This is a genomic window from Superficieibacter electus, assembly GCF_002915575.1.
Taxonomy (GTDB): Bacteria; Pseudomonadota; Gammaproteobacteria; order Enterobacterales; family Enterobacteriaceae; genus Superficieibacter; species Superficieibacter electus.
Window position 1 is genome coordinate 77757 of record NZ_PQGD01000008.1, and the last position, 15730, is coordinate 93486.

Annotated in this window: 15 protein-coding genes; 10 read left to right on the plus strand and 5 right to left on the minus strand. The window is 53.7% G+C overall.

The window, feature by feature from the left end:
• The first annotated feature begins 154 nt into the window (after positions 1-154).
• The 6 genes from ytfQ to CHU32_RS11400 all read left to right on the plus strand — a co-directional run bounded on the left by ytfQ (position 155) and on the right by CHU32_RS11400 (position 6943).
• Positions 155-1111 (plus strand): galactofuranose ABC transporter substrate-binding protein YtfQ, encoded by a 957-nt coding sequence (ytfQ, locus tag CHU32_RS11375; protein WP_103675642.1) that lies wholly within the window; start codon positions 155-157, stop codon positions 1109-1111.
• A 187-nt stretch (positions 1112-1298) separates the two neighbouring features.
• A complete protein-coding gene (gene ytfR, locus CHU32_RS11380; RefSeq protein ID WP_103675643.1) occupies positions 1299-2795 on the plus strand; it encodes a galactofuranose ABC transporter, ATP-binding protein YtfR in 1497 nt (498 codons plus the stop codon).
• A gap of 10 nt (positions 2796-2805) precedes the next feature.
• On the plus strand, positions 2806-3831 hold the full coding sequence (gene ytfT, locus CHU32_RS11385) for a galactofuranose ABC transporter, ATP-binding protein YtfT (protein ID WP_103675644.1): 1026 nt from the start codon (positions 2806-2808) through the stop codon (positions 3829-3831).
• Positions 3818-4822, plus strand: coding sequence for a galactofuranose ABC transporter, permease protein YjfF (gene yjfF, locus CHU32_RS11390; RefSeq protein WP_103675645.1), 1005 nt, complete (start codon positions 3818-3820; stop codon positions 4820-4822). Before ytfT ends, yjfF begins: the two co-directional genes overlap by 14 nt.
• A 120-nt stretch (positions 4823-4942) precedes the next feature.
• The gene (locus tag CHU32_RS11395; RefSeq protein ID WP_103675646.1) at positions 4943-5701 is read left to right on the plus strand and encodes a hypothetical protein; all 759 of its coding nucleotides are present in this window, start codon (positions 4943-4945) and stop codon (positions 5699-5701) included.
• Between the two features lie 126 nt (positions 5702-5827).
• Positions 5828-6943, plus strand: coding sequence for a methyl-accepting chemotaxis protein (locus tag CHU32_RS11400; protein WP_103675647.1), 1116 nt, complete (start codon positions 5828-5830; stop codon positions 6941-6943).
• Between the two features lie 45 nt (positions 6944-6988).
• Here the strand turns inward: CHU32_RS11400 and fbp are convergent, their stop codons facing one another.
• A complete protein-coding gene (fbp, locus tag CHU32_RS11405) occupies positions 6989-7987 on the minus strand; it encodes a class 1 fructose-bisphosphatase (protein WP_103675648.1) in 999 nt (332 codons plus the stop codon).
• 173 nt (positions 7988-8160) lie between these two features.
• On the opposite strand from fbp, the gene mpl reads away from it, so the two are divergent.
• Both mpl and CHU32_RS11420 read left to right on the plus strand, forming a co-directional pair.
• Positions 8161-9537, plus strand: a complete 1377-nt coding sequence (mpl, locus tag CHU32_RS11415) for a UDP-N-acetylmuramate:L-alanyl-gamma-D-glutamyl-meso-diaminopimelate ligase (RefSeq protein WP_103675649.1) — start codon at positions 8161-8163, stop codon at positions 9535-9537.
• Positions 9538-9660: 123 nt separating this feature from the next.
• Positions 9661-9996 (plus strand): hypothetical protein, encoded by a 336-nt coding sequence (locus tag CHU32_RS11420; RefSeq protein ID WP_103675650.1) that lies wholly within the window; start codon positions 9661-9663, stop codon positions 9994-9996.
• A gap of 25 nt (positions 9997-10021) precedes the next feature.
• Here CHU32_RS11420 and CHU32_RS11425 read toward each other — a convergent pair whose 3' ends face one another.
• The 3 genes from CHU32_RS11425 to yjgA all read right to left on the minus strand — a co-directional run bounded on the left by CHU32_RS11425 (position 10022) and on the right by yjgA (position 12682).
• On the minus strand, positions 10022-10465 hold the full coding sequence (locus CHU32_RS11425; RefSeq protein ID WP_103675651.1) for a DUF2628 domain-containing protein: 444 nt from the start codon (positions 10463-10465) through the stop codon (positions 10022-10024).
• Positions 10466-10647: 182 nt separating this feature from the next.
• Entirely contained in the window at positions 10648-11856 is a 1209-nt protein-coding gene (locus tag CHU32_RS11430) for an aldose 1-epimerase family protein (protein ID WP_103675652.1), read from the minus strand.
• 274 nt (positions 11857-12130) lie between these two features.
• Positions 12131-12682 carry a ribosome biogenesis factor YjgA gene (yjgA, locus tag CHU32_RS11435; RefSeq protein ID WP_103675653.1) on the minus strand — a complete coding sequence of 184 codons (552 nt, stop codon included), beginning with the start codon at positions 12680-12682 and terminating at the stop codon, positions 12131-12133.
• 94 nt (positions 12683-12776) lie between these two features.
• On the opposite strand from yjgA, the gene pmbA reads away from it, so the two are divergent.
• Together pmbA and cybC are read left to right on the plus strand one after the other, a co-directional pair.
• Positions 12777-14129, plus strand: coding sequence for a metalloprotease PmbA (gene pmbA, locus CHU32_RS11440; protein ID WP_103675654.1), 1353 nt, complete (start codon positions 12777-12779; stop codon positions 14127-14129).
• A 197-nt stretch (positions 14130-14326) separates the two neighbouring features.
• Positions 14327-14716 (plus strand): cytochrome b562, encoded by a 390-nt coding sequence (gene cybC / locus CHU32_RS11445; protein ID WP_103675655.1) that lies wholly within the window; start codon positions 14327-14329, stop codon positions 14714-14716.
• 19 nt (positions 14717-14735) lie between these two features.
• Here the strand turns inward: cybC and CHU32_RS11450 are convergent, their stop codons facing one another.
• Positions 14736-15626 (minus strand): LysR substrate-binding domain-containing protein, encoded by an 891-nt coding sequence (locus CHU32_RS11450; protein ID WP_103675656.1) that lies wholly within the window; start codon positions 15624-15626, stop codon positions 14736-14738.
• Between the last annotated feature and the right edge of the window lie 104 nt (positions 15627-15730).

Sequence of the window (15730 nt, forward strand, 5' to 3'; positions counted from 1 at the left end):
TCCCCCGCACCATCACGCCCGGCGCAGAAGGGCCTTGTTAATGAAGTGTTCTTTTTTCTGAAGTGTGATGTAACTCATTTTGTTACATCCCGGTTTGTCTATAGTTCAAGCGCAGGTGACTTTTTACTAACAATAACCCTACGAGGACGCTCTTATGTGGAAGCGCTTACTTTTAGTCACAGCAGTTTCAGCAGCCATGTCGTCTATGGCAATGGCCGCCCCACTCACCGTGGGTTTTTCTCAGGTTGGTTCAGAATCCGGCTGGCGCGCAGCCGAAACCAGCGTTGCGAAAAGCGAAGCTCAGAAACGCGGCATCACCCTGAAGATTGCTGACGGCCAGCAAAAACAGGAAAACCAAATTAAAGCGGTTCGCTCTTTCATCGCTCAGGGCGTTGACGCGATCTTCATTGCGCCGGTTGTTGCCACAGGCTGGGAGCCAGTACTGAAAGAAGCCAAAGATGCTGAAATCCCGGTGATCCTGCTCGACCGCTCTATTGATGTGAAAGATAAATCACTTTATATGACCACCGTAACCGCCGACAACGTGCTGGAAGGACGCTTAATCGGCGACTGGCTGGTAAAAACCGTTGCGGGCAAGCCATGTAATGTCGTGGAGCTTCAGGGAACCGTCGGTGCCAGCGTGGCAATTGACCGTAAGAAAGGGTTCGCCGAAGCTATTTCCAAAGCTTCAAATATTAAAATCGTTCGTTCTCAGTCCGGCGACTTTACTCGCAGCAAAGGTAAAGAAGTCATGGAGAGCTTTATCAAAGCGGAAAACAACGGCAAAAACATCTGCATGGTTTATGCCCATAACGACGACATGGCCATTGGTGCGATTCAGGCCATCAAAGAAGCGGGTCTGAAGCCGGGCAAAGATATTCTCACCGGCTCAATTGATGGCGTGCCAGATATTTATAAAGCGATGATGGACGGGGAAGCGAATGCCAGCGTCGAACTGACGCCTAATATGGCCGGCCCGGCCTTTGACGCGCTGGAGAAATTCAAAAAAGACGGAACCCAGCCTGAGAAGTTAACCATTACCAAATCAACCCTCTACCTGCCGGATACGGCAAAAGAAGAGTTAGAGAAGAAGAAAAATATGGGGTACTAAACCACCCTCACCCCTCCCTCTCCCTGAAGGAGAGGGAGGGGAAACCTGCCACATTTGACGCCTTACCCTGGGCATAAACACCGCGCACCGTACCTGTTCTTTGGGCGGGGGATTATACCGCACACCGTACCATCCCCTCTCCCTGAGGGAGAGGGGATGGGTGAGGGGGAAGGGGAGAGGAAACATTATGCACACAGACCAGGAAATCCTGCGCACCGAAGGGCTGAGTAAATTCTTCCCCGGTGTCAAAGCGCTGGACAACGTTGACTTCAGCCTGCGTCGCGGTGAGATCATGGCGCTGCTCGGCGAAAACGGAGCCGGAAAATCGACGCTGATTAAAGCACTGACTGGCGTCTACCATGCCGATCGCGGCACCATCTGGCTGGATGGCGAGACGATTTCCCCAAAAAATACCGCCCATGCGCAACAGCTCGGCATCGGCACCGTCTATCAGGAAGTTAACCTGCTGCCCAATATGTCGGTCGCTGATAATCTATTTATTGGCCGGGAGCCTAAGCGTTTTGGTTTTATACGCCGTAAAGAGATGGAACGGCGGGCAACCGAACTCATGGAGTCCTACGGCTTTTCTCTTGATGTACGTGAGCCACTCAACCGTTTTTCCGTGGCGATGCAGCAGATTGTCGCGATCTGCCGCGCTATCGATCTTTCGGCAAAAGTGCTGATTCTCGACGAACCTACTGCCAGCCTGGATACGCAGGAAGTGGAAATGCTTTTCACCCTGATGCGCCAGTTGCGGGATCGGGGCGTAAGTCTGGTATTCGTCACCCACTTTCTCGATCAGGTATATGACGTCAGCGATCGCATTACTGTTCTGCGTAATGGCGGCTTCGTCGGCTGCCGGGAAACCCGCGAGCTGCCGCAGATTGAGCTGGTAAAGATGATGCTGGGGCGCGAGCTGGATAACAACGCACTCCAGCGTGCCGGGCGGACACTGCTGAGTGAAAAACCGGTCGCGGCCTTTAAGGATTTTGGCAAAAAAGGGGTGATCAATCCTTTCGACCTGGAGGTAAGACCGGGAGAGATTGTCGGCCTGGCCGGACTGCTGGGATCGGGACGTACTGAAACGGCTGAAGTTATTTTTGGTATTAAGCCTGCCGACAGTGGCAGCGCGGTTATCAAAGGAAAAACGCAAACCCTGCGCTCGCCGCATCAGGCATCCTGTCTGGGGATTGGTTTTTGCCCGGAAGACAGGAAAACCGACGGCATCATCGCCGCCGCCTCGGTACGCGAAAATATTATTCTGGCCTTACAGGCCCAGCGCGGCTGGCTACGGCCAATTTCCCGCCGCGAGCAGGACGAAATCGCCGGGCGATTTATCCGCCAGCTAGGCATCCGCACCCCCAGCGCCGAGCAACCGATTGAATTCCTCTCCGGCGGCAATCAGCAAAAAGTCTTGCTGTCACGCTGGCTGCTGACGCGCCCACAGTTTCTGATCCTCGACGAACCAACGCGCGGCATTGACGTAGGTGCTCACGCTGAGATTATCCGTCTGATCGAAACCCTGTGCGCCGACGGGCTGGCGCTGCTGGTCATCTCGTCTGAGCTGGAAGAGCTGGTGGGCTATGCCGACCGGGTGATTATCATGCGCGATCGCAAACAGGTGGCGGAGATCCCGCTGGATCAGCTATCCGTTCCGGCGATTATGAATGCCATTGCGGCATAAGGAGAACCCCGTGATGTCTCGATCCCTCCCGCAAACCACCCCGCCGAAGCGGCGCTTTTCCTGGCCCACAGGGATGCCGCAGATTATTGCACTCCTGCTGGTGCTGGTGGTTGATAGCCTGGTGGCACCGCATTTTTTCCAGATCGTGTTGCAGGACGGGCGGCTGTTCGGCAGCCCGATTGATATTCTTAACCGCGCCGCCCCGGTTGCGCTGCTGGCGATTGGCATGACGCTGGTCATTGCCACCGGCGGTATCGATCTCTCGGTCGGTGCGGTGATGGCGATTGCCGGAGCCACGGCGGCATCGATGACTGTGGCCGGGCATTCGTTACCGATGGTCATTCTGGCCTCGCTGGGCGCGGGCGTACTGGCCGGGCTGTGGAACGGTATTCTGGTGGCGATCCTCAAGATCCAGCCGTTTGTCGCCACGCTCATCCTGATGGTGGCTGGGCGCGGGGTGGCCCAGCTTATTACCTCAGGGCAGATCGTCACCTTTAACTCGCCGCATCTGGCATGGATCGGCAGCGGCTCGCTATTTTTCTTTCCGACGCCGGTCATCATCGCTCTGGTCGCACTGCTCGTTTTTTGGCTGTTCACCCGTAAAACGGCGCTCGGCATGTTTATCGAAGCGGTAGGGATTAATATCCGCGCAGCGAAAAACGCCGGGGTGAATACGCGCGTGGTCGTGATGCTGGCCTATGTGTTAAGCGGCGTTTGCGCGGCGATGGCGGGTATTATCGTCGCGGCTGATATTCGCGGCGCAGATGCGAATAATGCCGGACTGTGGCTGGAGCTGGACGCCATCCTGGCAGTGGTTATCGGTGGTGGTTCCCTGATGGGAGGGCGCTTCAATCTGTTTTTATCCGTAGTCGGCGCGCTGATTATTCAGGGGATGAACACCGGCATCCTCCTCTCCGGTTTTCCGCCCGAGCTCAATCAGGTGGTGAAAGCGGTGGTGGTGATGTGCGTATTAATTGTCCAGTCGCCGCGCTTTATTAGTTTGTTAAAAAGGAGAGCTGGTCATGATAAAACGTAATTTACCGCTGATGATCACGCTCGGTGTGTTTGTCCTGGGTTACCTCTACTGCCTGACTCAGTTCCCTGGCTTCGCTTCTACGCGCGTGATTTGCAATATCCTGACCGATAACGCCTTTCTGGGCATTATCGCCGTCGGCATGACCTTTGTGATCCTCTCCGGCGGTATCGATCTCTCCGTCGGGTCGGTGATCGCCTTTACCGGCGTTTTCCTCGCAAAGGCCATTGGTTTTTGGGGATTGTCGCCGCTGGTGGCCTTCCCGCTGGTGCTGGCGATGGGCTGCGCGTTCGGCGCGTTTATGGGATTGCTCATTGATGCGTTAAAAATTCCGGCGTTTATTATTACTCTCGCCGGGATGTTTTTCCTGCGCGGCGTCAGCTATCTGGTCTCGGAGGAGTCGATTCCGATTAACCATCCGATTTACGATACGCTCTCCAGCCTGGCATGGAAAATTCCCGGCGGTGGGCGGCTGAGCGCCATGGGCCTGCTGATGCTGGGTGTTGTCGTCATCGGTATCTTCCTCGCCCGCCGCACGCGTTTCGGTAATCAGGTGTATGCGATCGGCGGTAATGCCATCTCAGCCAACCTGATGGGCATTTCAACGCGCAGTACCACAATCCGTATTTATATGCTCTCAACCGGACTGGCTACGCTTGCCGGGATTGTCTTCTCCATCTATACCCAGGCGGGCTATGCGCTGGCGGGCGTCGGCGTGGAACTGGACGCCATCGCCTCAGTCGTCATCGGCGGTACACTGCTGAGCGGTGGGGTGGGAACGGTTCTGGGCACGCTATTTGGCGTGGCGATTCAGGGGTTGATTCAGACCTATATCAACTTCGACGGCACGTTAAGTAGCTGGTGGACGAAGATCGCCATCGGGATTTTGTTGTTTATTTTTATCGCCCTGCAGCGCGGTCTGACTGTACTGTGGGAAAACCGGCAGAGTTCTGCCGTGACGCGGGTGAGCGTCCCGCCTGCGAATAAAATCTGATACAGATCCGGTGGGTCTGTTCCGAAAGCGTATTATCCCTGTGTTCCTTACCCTGGTATAATACGCCGGATGTAGCAATCAACATGGCGTTCACCGCCATCGTACGACAGGGACGTTGTAATGATTGAATTTTGGGATACCTTTCTCATCTATTTTGATGAAAATTTCGACTGTGCCCGGGCAAGTCTGTTTCTTCTTTCAGGCATCGCCATTGTCATTATTTTGGGCATGACTGGTCTTCTGAAACGTCATCGCACGTGGTACAGCATTCTCGTGGGAATTAACTACGTTTATTTACCTGTTGCAATCATGATGTTATGCAGCATTTTTTACGCTTTCCGGGTGATGGAGGCGGGGTGGCTGGTTGCCCTCGAAACAAACCATGATGAAATTATCGCTACGTCCGTAGAACATACGCAGGCTCTTAATGAATATCTTTCATTTCTGCATGGTGACACCGCCAGAGAACTTAGCCTTAAGGAAATAACAAAAGAAATTAAGACGCATTATGAAGACGAATATGAAAGCGACCTGCCAGAGGATGGCGATTTTGGCATGCTGAATAATGCGGTCATTCCTTTTCAACGCGCGGTGGGTAGCCGCATGGCGATGGCGGTAACCAGTAAGATGGCGAATTCACTGGCAGGCAAATCGCCAGCGTCGGCGCAGTCGTGGCAACACGCATGGCAACAGGCGACGGAGCCAGCAGTTAAAGAGGGTCTGAGTGTGGATGTCATACGAGAAATGATAGATAAGCTGATGAAAATTATACGCCCGCAATTATATAAGTGGGCTGCCTGCGCGCTGTGTCCTTCATTTCTGGAGATCCTGATTTACGCGCTGTATTCACGTCGCCGGCGGCGGCTGGCGGCAGCATAATGTGAATCGGCATAGTATCAACAAATATGTAACATATTGATTTAACGAATTATCTAAACTTTTTCCGGTTACTGCCGATATCCCCAGTGGATAAACGCATTCCCCCTCTGTAACCGGAAAATAACTATGTTAAGAACACTCTCTCTTCGAACAGGTTTACTGGTTTTACTGGCGGCGCTGGCGCTGCTGATCGTCCTGATCGGCGGCACGGCGTTTTACCTACTGACACACCACGGCGCAGGCTGGGGTGCGATAGTGCTGACGGGCCTGGCAACATTGATTTCTCTTTCTCTGCTGGCGCTGCTGTGGCTGGGGTTAAACAGGCAACTGCTGCATCCATTAAATGAGGCAATTGCCGCGCTGGAGCAGGTCACTACCGGCGACTTAACCCACGAAATCAGCGCTGCCCGCAGCGGCGAATTTATCCGGCTGACCCGGGCGATTGAAATGCTGCGCCTCGCTCTGGCGGACGCCGTTATCCGCGTGCGCGACGCTGGCGCGCATATCGGCTCCGGAAGCCGTGAACTGACGGCTGGTCACGCCGATCTGGCGCAGCGCACCGAATCTACCGCCACCTCCCTTGAGGAAACCGCGGCCAGCATGGAAGAACTGACCGCCACGGTAAAACAAAACGCCGCCAACGCGGAGCAGGCGCATCAACTGGCGAAATCGGTCTCGGATACCGCCGATCGCGGCAGCGAGATGGTCTGCTACGTGATTGAAAAAATGGGCGATATTTCTGGCAGCGCCAATCGTATCGCGGACATTCTCAGCGTGATTGACGGCATCGCATTCCAGACCAACATTCTGGCGCTGAACGCCTCGGTTGAAGCTGCCAGGGCGGGCGAGCAGGGGCGCGGTTTTGCGGTGGTCGCCGGTGAAGTGCGTAACCTTGCCAGCCGCAGCGCCGACGCGGCAAAAGAGATCCGCCAGCTCATTAGCGACTCGCAAACCCACGCCGGGGAGGGCAGCAATCTCGCGATGCAGGCGGGAGAGACAATGGATGAGATCGCCACTGAAGTTCTGCGAATGACAAAGCTGATGCGTGAGATCGCCAGCGCATCGCAGGAGCAAAGCCGGGGTATAGAGCAGGTTAACATTGCGGTGAATCAGATGGATGAGACCGCCCAGCAAAATGCCGCGCTGGTACAGCAATCCTCTGCCGCCACCCGCTCGCTGGAGGAGCAGTCATACGAAGTGATGAACGCCGTCGCCTCGTTCCAGTTGCAGACGGCGGGGTAGTCAGGCTCACCATTCCCTCTCCCACCGGGAGAGGGAATGCCGGTGTTACGCGTCCGGGAACTCGCGGATAAAGCGCTCAACGTCCTCGACCATATGCCCGGTGCCGACGAAGAACGGACGGCGCTGGTGCAGGGTTTCCGGCATGATATCCAGAATACGCTCTTTACCATCGCTGGCTTTGCCACCCGCCTGCTCGGCGAGAAATGCCATTGGATTGCATTCATACAGCAAACGCAGTTTCCCTTCCGGATGGCTGGCGGTGCTCGGGTACAGGTAAATCCCACCCTTGAGCAGGTTACGGTGGAAATCGGCAACCAGCGAGCCAATGTAGCGTGAGGTATAAGGACGCTGGGTGAGCTTGTCCTCTTCCTGGCAGAATTTAATGTATTTCTTCACGCCGCTCGGAAATTTAATGTAGTTGCCTTCGTTAATAGAGTAGGTATTGCCTTTCTCCGGAAAGCGCATCCGTTCCTGGCTGAGGCAGAATACCCCGAGTGACGGGTCATAAGTGAAAGCATGTACACCGCAACCGGTGGTGTAAACCAGCATGGTGGACGATCCGTAAACCACATACCCGGCGGCCACCTGCTGATTGCCAGGCTGGAGGAAATCCTCTTCCGTAACCGGAGTGCCGACCGGTGTTACGCGACGATAAATCGAGAAAATGGTACCGACAGAGACGTTAACATCAATATTGGAGGAGCCGTCGAGCGGGTCCATTAGCACCACGTATTTTGCGTGCTCACAGCCCTCAAAAACAACAATCTCGTCTTCTTCTTCCGAGGCTATACCGGCCACGATATCGCGGGCACGCAGGGCGGCTTTCAGTTTTTCATTGGCAAACAGGTCAAGTTTTTGCTGAACCTCGCCCTGGATGTTTTCCGCCCCGCTGGCACCGAGGATATCGACCAGGCCCGCTTTGTTGATATCACGGTGGATGATCTTCGCTCCCAGCTTTATTGCCGATAATAAAGCAGTAAGCTCACCGGTTGCATGCGAAAACTCATGCTGCTTCTCAACAATAAATTCACCTAACGTTTTCATAACACTTTCCCTGCATTGTATGTGGAGTAATGTCGTTGCAACAATCTTAACAAAGATTCAAAAGAACGCGCACAGGTGAATCGCGCCAGCCACGCAAGGAAAATCCTGAAATGCAGTTCCGTGCTGCCAAACATATGGGTAAAATGCAGGAATTGAAAAAAAGGAAATGACGAATGCGCATTCATATTTTAGGAATTTGTGGCACCTTTATGGGTGGACTGGCCATGCTGGCACGCTCTCTGGGCCACGAAGTAACAGGTTCGGATGCCAATGTGTACCCGCCGATGAGCACGCTGCTTGAAAAGCAGGGCATCACGCTGATCCAGGGCTATGAGACTGACCAGCTTGAGCCACAGCCAGATCTGGTGATCATTGGTAACGCCATGACGCGCGGTAATCCGTGTGTGGAAGCGGTACTGGAGAAAAATATCCCGTTTATGTCCGGGCCCCAGTGGCTGCATGATTTTGTGCTGCGTGACCGCTGGGTAGTGGCTATTGCGGGCACTCACGGTAAAACCACCACGGCCGGAATGGCAACCTGGATACTTGAAGCTTGCGGCTATCAGCCTGGTTTTGTTATTGGCGGCGTCCCGGGTAACTTTGAAGTTTCAGCCCGTCTCGGTAATAGTCCATTTTTTGTGATTGAAGCTGATGAATACGACTGCGCCTTCTTCGACAAGCGTTCCAAATTTGTCCATTATTGCCCGCGTACGCTGGTACTTAACAACCTTGAGTTCGACCACGCGGATATTTTCGACGATCTGAAAGCGATTCAGAAACAGTTCCATCATTTAGTGCGCATCGTGCCGGGGCAGGGCAAAATCATCCTGCCGGAAAATGATATCAACCTGAAACAGGTGATGGCGATGGGCTGCTGGAGCGAGCAGGAGCTGGTCGGTGAGCAGGGGCACTGGCAGGCGAAGAAGCTCACCACCGACGCTTCTCACTGGGAAGTCTGGCTGGACGGTGAGAAAGCCGGTGAAGTGAACTGGGCCCTGGTGGGCGAGCATAATATGCACAACGGCCTGATGGCGATCGCTGCCGCGCGGCATGTGGGCGTCGCACCTGCAGACGCTGCGCATGCGCTCGGCTCGTTTATTAACGCGCGTCGTCGTCTGGAACTACGCGGTGAAGCCAACGGTGTAACGGTCTACGACGACTTTGCCCATCATCCAACCGCTATTCTCGCCACACTTGCCGCGCTACGTGGCAAAGTGGGGGGGACTGCGCGGATTCTTGCCGTACTGGAGCCGCGCTCCAACACCATGAAAATGGGGATCTGCAAAGATGACCTCGCGCCGTCGCTGGGACGTGCGGATGAAGTCTTCCTGCTCCAGCCACAGCATATTCCGTGGCAGGTTGCTGAAGTGGCTGACGCCTGCGTTCAGCCTGCCCACTGGCATGCGGATGTTGATACGCTGGCCGACATGGTGGTCAAAACCGCGCAGCCGGGCGATCATATTCTGGTGATGAGTAACGGCGGTTTCGGTGGCATTCATCAGAAGCTGCTGGAGCGACTGGCGAAAAAGGCGGAAGCTACACAGTATTAATAGCGAATAGTGGTTTTCTCTACAAGGCCTGCATTAGTCAGGCCTTTTTTATGTATGTTTACAGATGCAAGGCCGTTAACCTATTATTCCCAGAGAAATAAAAATATAACGGAAACGTCGAACATGAATATATCACCTGAGATGGCCACACCGGTTGAGAAAAATGTAAAAATGGTCAGTGTTGCCCTGAGTGTGAGCATCGCCTCGCTGGTGCTATTCGCGCTGATGGTTTTATTTGCCGTTTTTGCCGATGGCAGTGATGAGTGGATACCGGTGCTCGATCTGGCAATAATGGCCGTATGGTGCATTATTTTTCTGTTAATGAGCATCAGCTTGCCGATGAGTATTGCCGGTATGATTGCCTCAACGCGGCGGCTAAAGGCGCTGTTGGCCTTTTTTATTTCTGGTATTACCCTGACATTATTAGTGGGCAGTATTTTTCTGGCAGAATCAATGTAGGGAGTGTCATCCACTCCCCTAATGATTAATACTGGCGGGAAGGGATTTTCTCAAGTTCCGCTGAACTCTTACGGGTCATGCCCTGGAAGGGGTTCCAGCTATCGATACCTTTGATGGTGTGCAGATAATAAGCGCTGTTCACCGACATCGCGCAAAACGCGGCATAGGCGATATTTACGCCTCTGACCACGCCATCCATATTGACATCGCTCAACACTTCAAACACGCCTAACAGCAGGTTAATGACGGCAATGCCAACAAATAATGTCAGTCCTTTCTTCCATAAGCCGAGAATACAAAAGTAGATAAAGCCAAAGAAGAACGCATAGAAGTTATACATGTAGCGCGGGCGCTGCGTAAATTTTAATTGCTTAATGGCATCGCGGTAGCCCGGAGAACCCGGCAGGCCATTACGTTCAAAGAAATCGAAGCGATCTTTCCACTTATCGCTGTAGGTCTTTTGTGTCATACGTTGTTCCTTACCCCAGAAAATACCAGATGCACTGGTTGCCCGAGCAAGGATAGACTATTCAAATTAACTGGTCAGCTACCGCCCACTAAATCAGGTGGGGGCAATTAAAGAATATTTGACATTAACCAGCAGAGTGCATTTATGGCCTGCCCAATATAACCGGGCAGGCCATGCGGTTATTATTCTTTGGCTATGGGCGTTTCATCCGTTTTCAACGTAGTTTGGCCCTGAATGTCCTTAATCGTTTTTTCTACGTCACTCACCTGGCTGCTGCTATGGAGCAAGGTATAGGTCAAATCAAACTGCGTGCTTTCGCCCGGCTGAAGTTGTTTTACGCGTTTTTGTTCGCGTTCAATGGTAACCGGATAAGCATAGCTGGTGCCCGGTTCAATACCGGTGACGTAGCCCTGTTTTTCAGTATCAGTATTTTTCCACAGGGTTAAAACCGGCAACTGGCGGGTATCAAACTGAATAGATGCACCTTTATCGCCGGCTTTATTGACGACGGCTGCCAGCGTGTGGTGGTCATTGTCTGAGAGCGGTTTAATGTTAAAGACCATCTCATCGAAGCCTTTAGTTGGCCCCAGGTAGGTTTGCCATTCTTTCAGGCCGCCTTTGGCGTAGTCGTTAAACGGGCTGATGCTTTCCATAGGGGCAAGGAAACGAGCGCCTTCTTCGAGGATCGGCTTGCCGAAGTTGCTGTGATAAATAATCTGATAATCATGCGGATAGTCGGCATGGTTGGTTAACACATCGTGCAGACTAAAGCTGTTGCTGCCCGGTATATAGCGCAATTCGGTCATGGTTTGTAGATCGGCTTTTTTGAACGTGCTTTCTTTTACCAGCCCACGAACGCGAATTTCATACGGTGCGGTGTCACTGACTTCCACTTCAACCTGTGAGGCAGGTGTATTACCCACTTTGCCGTGCAGCGTATAAATCTGTCCGTCCGCCGTCACCGGGTGACCGGTCCATTCATAGCCGCAGCGGACCATCATCTCATTGAATCCTTCCAGCCAGCCCAGGCCGTTACGGCTTTCCAGGTTAATAAATGCCGGGTTAACCACCTCTTTCACCGGCGAATCCCAACCCATACGTACGCCAAACCCTTCAACGTGCAGCAAGTTCATCCCCCGTGTGGGACTCAGCGCAATAGTCAGACCGTCTTTAGCGCGGATCGTCAGTACTTTACTGCCTTCCTGCTTACCACCATGCAACACCTTTTGCTCAATGCTGAAATGACTATCTTTAATGTTCAGCTTATCACTGCTGATTTGCCAGTTTCCTTTGTCTGTGCTGTTTTCAGCACCCGTCAGCACCCAGGTTTGCGCCAGTGCTGGCGCGGAAATAAGCAGGGCCAGAGTCGACAGTGTCAGTATCTTTTTCATAAAAACATCCTTTTTGCTGAATCGATTATGTTTCGGTGGGTAAAATTTAGTGATATCAGCGTTATGAAAATGTGACTTGTCTCACCTGGTGAGTAATTCGCCATTTTGGGATCGAAAAATATGATCAATGACGAAGAAAAAGTGTAATACCCGAAAATATACATACAAAAAAGCGATCTTGATCGCCTTTAGCTTTAACGATTCAGCTATGAATTTCAGCATTAATGAAATAAGAGGAAGGACTAACGCGGAGCGTCCGCGTTAGTAAAGGGCATTACAGATCGTTTTCTGCCAGCTCGCGCAGATACTGGAAAATCTGGCGGGCTGATTTAGGGGGATTGTTGGTTTCTTGTTCTTTCTTCGCGTTACGGATAAGCGAACGTAGTTGCTGACGGTCAGCATGAGGCCACAGGCGCAGCACTTCCGGTACCGCGTCATCGCCTTCAGCAATCAAACGGTCACGGATTTGTTCCAGCTTGTGAAACATTGCCACCTGTTGATTATGGCGGTTTTTCAGCTTATCCAGCGCCTGACGGATCGGCTCTACATCACGCTGACGCAACATTTTGCCTATCAGCTGTAGCTGACGGCGGCGGCCTTCCATTTTAATACGCTGCGCCAGTTCGATGGCGGCACGCAGATCGGCATCGAGCGGGATTTTGTCCAGCGCGTTCTTACCCAGTCCTACCATTTCCGCGCCGAGCTGCTTTAACTCTTCAGCATCACGCTTAATTTCACTTTTACTGACCCAGATAATTTCATCATCTTCGTCTTCGATGTCATCACCGGGAACATCGTCGAGCCAGTCTTCGGGCTGCTTGGTCATATTTGGCTCCTCAAAAAAGAGGCTAATACTAACACCGTGAGCGCACACTGAGAATGGGTTCTCTGTTAGACTTCAATAAACGTCACCTTACATTATGGCACTGGTAATGAAAGTAATCACACAAGTTGCAGAGCAGCGCAAAGTCCTGGAAGAGGCGGTTTCTACCGCGCTGGCGCTGGCTGCCGGCAAATCTGACGGCGCGGAAGTGGCGGTCAGCAAGACCACCGGCATCGGCGTCAGTACTCGCTATGGCGAAGTGGAAAATGTTGAATTTAACAGCGACGGCGCGCTGGGCATTACGGTTTATCACCAGAACCGCAAGGGCAGCGCGTCATCCACCGACCTGAGTCCGCAGGCCATTGCCCGTACCGTGCAGGCGGCGCTGGACATTGCGCGCTACACCTCACCGGACCCGTGCGCGGGCGTGGCGGAGAAAGAACTGCTGGCCTTTGACGCCCCGGACCTCGATCTGTTCCACCCGGCGGAAGTCTCCCCGGATGAAGCCATTGAACTGGCGGCGCGTGCGGAGCAGGCGTCGCTTAAAGCGGATAAACGTATCACCAATACCGAAGGTGGCAGCTTTAACAGTCACTACGGGATAAAAGTGTTTGGTAACAGCCACGGCATGTTGCAAAGTTACTGCTCAACACGCCATTCACTTTCCAGCTGCGTGATTGCTGAAGAAAACGGTGATATGGAGCGCGACTACGCGTATACCATTGGCCGCGCGCTGGGCGATCTGCAAAGCCCGGAGTGGGTGGGTGAAGAGTGCGCTCGCCGCACGTTGTCGCGCCTGTCACCGCGTAAACTCTCCACCATGAAAGCGCCGGTGATCTTCGCCAATGAAGTTGCCACCGGGCTGTTTGGTCATCTGGTTGGCGCGATTGCCGGTGGCGCGGTGTATCGAAAATCCACTTTCCTGCTTGATTCGCTTGGCAAGCAGATCCTGCCGGAATGGCTCACCATTGAAGAACATCCGCATCTGCGCAAAGGGCTGGCCTCCACGCCGTTCGACGGTGAAGGCGTGCGCACAGAACGTCGCGATATCATTAAAGACGGCGTGCTGACCCAGTGGCTGCTGACCAACTATTCCGCCCGTAAGCTGGGCCTGAAAAGCACTGGCCATGCTGGTGGCATTCACAACTGGCGGATTGCCGGACGTGGTCTGGATTTTGCCGGGCTGCTGAAAGAGATGGGCACTGGCCTGGTGGTCACCGAGTTGATGGGGCAGGGTGTCAGCGGTATTACCGGCGACTATTCGCGCGGCGCGGCGGGCTTCTGGGTTGAAAACGGTGAAATCCAGTATCCGGTAAGCGAAATTACCATTGCCGGCAATCTTAAGGATATGTGGCGCAATATGGTGACCATCGGTAACGATATTGAAACGCGCAGTAATATACAGTGTGGATCGGTTCTGCTGCCTGAGATGAAAATCGCCGGGCAGTAAGACCGCTGATAAAGGTCATACCGTGGAATTATGCCTGGCGGCGCGGCGCTTGCACAGGCCTACACATTACGAATAACGGGTTACTGTTGTTCTTTTTTGTAGGCCGGGCAAGGCGAAGCCGCCGCCCGGCAAAACGGAGCCCCAATAGTAACGTCAGGTTTATCATCAATCTCAATAATAAAAAAAGGAAGTGAGCAATGCGTAAAAAGCTGTTAGCGATGCTGGCGGCGTCAACGCTTGTGCTGAGTTCAGCGCATGCCCTGGCCGCCGACCTTGAAGATGACATGGACACCCTTAATGAAAATCTGAAAGTGGTGCAAAAGAGCGACAATGCCGCCGAAATGAAAGCGGCCCTGACCGACATGCGTACCGCGGCGCTGGATGCGCAAAAGGCTACACCGCCGAAGCTGGAAGACAAGGCGGCCGACAGCCCGGAGATGAAAGATTATCGTCATGGGTTTGATATTCTGGTCAGCCAAATTGACGGCGCAATTAAGCTGGCGAATGAAGGCAAAGTGAAAGAAGCCCAGGCGGCGGCGGAAGACTTTAAAACCACCCGCAACACCTATCACCAGAAATATCGTTAATTTTGTTACGCCCCGCGTTTTAGCGGGGTCTCTCGCTCTGGCTCGCCATCGTTAAAAACGCGTCCACCGCGCCATTATTCTCTTTTCGCCGACTGATCAGCATCAGGTTGGCCGCCAGCGCTGGCGCGTCCAGCGGCCGATATACCACCCCCGGCACCGAAATATTCATCAGCGGTTCTGGCACCAGCGCGATCCCCTGACCGGCAGCGGCCAGCGCCAGCACGCTGAGTGAGCTGGAGGAGCAATGCGCGATATCCGGTGCCCGGCCCAGAAGCGCGGTCAGTGAGGTATACAGCGCCTTGTCAGCGCCATGCGTATCGTAGAAAATAAGAGGTTCCCCAGCCAGCATCGCCACCGTCAGGCGAGCCTGGCTGGCGAGCAAATGATCGGCGGCCAGCGCGACGACGCGGTTCCAGATGCCGATCTTTTCGCACCTCAGGGCGGGGATATGTAGTTTACCGTGATCCGGGGTGTAGCCAATATCCAGTTGCCCGGCCAGAATGGCGTCGGCCTGCGCCAGAGGGGAGACTTCACTGGCAATCAATTCAGCCTGCGGAAAACGTGCGCGAAAAGCCCGCAGATCGTCGGTTAATTTACCGCTCAACACCGCGTTGCCGGCAAAACCGATCCGCACCCGGCCCGTCTCACCGCGCAACGAGCGCTGTACGGTCTGCCGTGCATAGTCGGCCTGATCCAGGATGCGTTGCGCTTCCACCTGTAGCAGCCGCCCGGCTTCGGTTAGTTCCACACTACGACTGGTGCGAATAAACAGCGGGCCACCGAGTTCGTCTTCCAGATTCTTGATCTGCATACTCAGTGCTGGCGGGACAATATTAAGCCGTTCGGCGGCCCGGCCAAAATGCTTCGCTTCTGCCACGGCGAGAAAATAACGCAGATGACGCAGATCCATAGGGTTACTCCAGCGTTCACTTGATCTGAACGATCGCTCAATGTCCTCTACTGGATCTTATCGCAGAGAGCGAGGAAACTAAAACCTCCTTTCTGCCGGAGCAG

Excerpts from the sequence above, each read along its gene's own strand:
- CHU32_RS11400 (WP_103675647.1), top strand. The coding sequence starts at position 5,828 with ATGTTAAGAACACTCTCTCTTCGAACAGGTTTACTGGTTTTACTGGCG.
- CHU32_RS11420 (WP_103675650.1), top strand. The coding sequence starts at position 9,661 with ATGAATATATCACCTGAGATGGCCACACCGGTTGAGAAAAATGTAAAA.
- CHU32_RS11450 (WP_103675656.1), bottom strand. The coding sequence starts at position 15,626 with ATGGATCTGCGTCATCTGCGTTATTTTCTCGCCGTGGCAGAAGCGAAG.
- fbp (WP_103675648.1), bottom strand. The coding sequence starts at position 7,987 with ATGAAAACGTTAGGTGAATTTATTGTTGAGAAGCAGCATGAGTTTTCG.
- yjfF (WP_103675645.1), top strand. The coding sequence starts at position 3,818 with ATGATAAAACGTAATTTACCGCTGATGATCACGCTCGGTGTGTTTGTC.
- yjgA (WP_103675653.1), bottom strand. The coding sequence starts at position 12,682 with ATGACCAAGCAGCCCGAAGACTGGCTCGACGATGTTCCCGGTGATGAC.
- ytfR (WP_103675643.1), top strand. The coding sequence starts at position 1,299 with ATGCACACAGACCAGGAAATCCTGCGCACCGAAGGGCTGAGTAAATTC.
- pmbA (WP_103675654.1), top strand. The coding sequence starts at position 12,777 with ATGGCACTGGTAATGAAAGTAATCACACAAGTTGCAGAGCAGCGCAAA.
- CHU32_RS11425 (WP_103675651.1), bottom strand. The coding sequence starts at position 10,465 with ATGACACAAAAGACCTACAGCGATAAGTGGAAAGATCGCTTCGATTTC.
- CHU32_RS11395 (WP_103675646.1), top strand. The coding sequence starts at position 4,943 with ATGATTGAATTTTGGGATACCTTTCTCATCTATTTTGATGAAAATTTC.
- cybC (WP_103675655.1), top strand. The coding sequence starts at position 14,327 with ATGCGTAAAAAGCTGTTAGCGATGCTGGCGGCGTCAACGCTTGTGCTG.
- mpl (WP_103675649.1), top strand. The coding sequence starts at position 8,161 with ATGCGCATTCATATTTTAGGAATTTGTGGCACCTTTATGGGTGGACTG.
- ytfQ (WP_103675642.1), top strand. The coding sequence starts at position 155 with ATGTGGAAGCGCTTACTTTTAGTCACAGCAGTTTCAGCAGCCATGTCG.
- CHU32_RS11430 (WP_103675652.1), bottom strand. The coding sequence starts at position 11,856 with ATGAAAAAGATACTGACACTGTCGACTCTGGCCCTGCTTATTTCCGCG.